Annotated in this window: 2 protein-coding genes; one reads left to right on the forward strand and one right to left on the reverse strand. The window is 31.0% G+C overall.

Annotated features, from left to right (window positions below; all coding sequences use genetic code 11):
* Positions 1-838, forward strand: an 838-nt coding sequence (locus tag ACVC2P_RS16270; protein WP_452599512.1) for an amidohydrolase family protein, incomplete at its 5' end; no start/stop codon positions are given.
* 72 nt (positions 839-910) lie between these two features.
* Here the strand turns inward: ACVC2P_RS16270 and ACVC2P_RS16275 are convergent.
* Entirely contained in the window at positions 911-1,735 is an 825-nt protein-coding gene (locus ACVC2P_RS16275; RefSeq protein WP_452599513.1) for a DUF6503 family protein, read from the reverse strand.
* Positions 1,736-2,028: the final 293 nt, after the last annotated feature.

The following is a 2,028-nucleotide window of genomic DNA, read 5'->3' on the forward strand; positions in this document are numbered from 1 at the left end:
CTCTTCTATAGTGCAATTAGATGCTTGGAATTGGGAAGACGCAGCTATTAAAAAAGATGATGGAATCCATTTAAATTGGCCTAATCCTTTTTCTAGAGGACGATGGTGGTTAGGAGAGCCAGCAACGTTAAAGGCAAATAAAAATTATAAAAAGCAAGTAGAAGCATTAGCTAATTATTTTGTAGAAAGTAAAGCGTACATAACAGGAAATAAAAAACCAAAACATTTACCTTTCGAAGCCTTACAAGGACTCATGGATGGTTCTAAAACATTATATGTACATGTAAGTAATGAGAAAGGAATAACAGATGCCATAACGTTTTCTAAAGAAAATGGTGTTAAAAAAATGGTTATCGTTGGTGGGTACGAAGCTAATCTAGTAACAAATTTATTAAAGCAGAATAATATACCAGTATTATTACAACGCGTACACTCTCGACCAAATACAGATGATGGAGACTATGATGCCCCATTTAAAATGGCTAATGATTTAGTTAAAGCTGGCGTTTTAGTAGGATTAGAAAATGCAGGAGATATGGAACGTATGAATACACGTAACCTTCCTTTTTTGGCTGGAACATGTGCCGCTTACGGATTAACTAAAGAAGAAGCTTTAAGTTTAATTACCTTAAACACAGCTAAAATTTTAGGAATAGACAGTAGGGTAGGCTCTCTAGAAGTGGGTAAAGACGCCACTCTCTTTATTAGCGAAGGCGATGCTTTAGATATGCGAACAAATAAATTAACTAAAGCATATATAGAAGGTAGAGATATTAGTTTAGAATCTCACCAAACCGAATTGTATAAACGTTATTCTAATAAATATAAGAATCAATAATTAACTTGTTATTGGTGAAAAAAAGCGATTCCAATTGGAATCGCTTTTTTTTATCAATTTTTTTGAAGCGTTCTATTCTGAAATGACACCATTTTCAGTTTTTTCAAAAAGACTATCGTTAGGAGCAGTTTTTAAAACTGAAATATTTACAAAATTCATTTCGTTTCGTTTTTCTCCTATTTTAAACCCTTCAGCTTTATGCCATTCTAATTTTGCAGGTAAAACAAAACCATTAACAGTTTGCCAATTAGAATATTTTATAAAATGAAATTCACTACTTTTTTCTTTAGAAAAGTAAGTTACCGTATAGCCAAGCCAAGCCATTTTGTTGGTCTCTTGGTCATAATATAGAATATATTCGTCATCTGGAGATTCGCCTATGCCTTTCTCGTAAGAAACTTTAATACCAGGGTACGATTTACCTTCGTAAACTAAAGGTTCTACGTCTTGGTATGTAATACCATCATCACCTAATACAAAAGGCATGGCATAGAAATAAAACATTAAGTTATAATAAAACTTAGGATCATTTTTAAAAGCTTTGTCTTTATGCTCTTCCAACCAAGCATATTTTCCGTTATAACCTAAAGTGTAATCTTTAGTTTCAATTAAAGATTTTCTACTCTTTAAAGCAGTAGTTGTTTTTTCGTTACCATCTGGTTTTTCAATTTCGAAAACTAAAGCACCTAGTTTATTCCACTTATCTATGCCTCCATGAGCATTAAAAACTTTAGTAATGTTCTCTGGGTAAACAGTAGTGCTAACATCTAAAGTCTCTTTAGCATAATCTGTAGTTGTTTCTGTTGTGTTTTCTTGTTCTACATTTTTAGTTTTTACATCCTTTTTACAAGATGCTAACGCTAAAAATAAAGTAGCGACAATAAGATAGTTTTTCATATTTAAGTTAATTTATAGCTTCCTTTATTAATAGAAACCATGTTATTTAGTTTAGAAATTATGTCGAAGATAGAATGTTTTTATTACAAAAAAAATAGAATAAACGATGTAGGTAATATTAATAATGGAAAAAGCATCTGTTAACACAGATGCTTTTTCAACTAACCAACCAAAAATATGGTAATTATTACTCCTAATTTAAAGTAACCACACCTTAAAATAATCATCGTAAATAATTACATTAACTATAAAGCAATCATTGTGCCAAAGTAATATTGCTATAAGGTGCGAAA

This window comes from Pontimicrobium sp. MEBiC01747 (assembly GCF_053601635.1).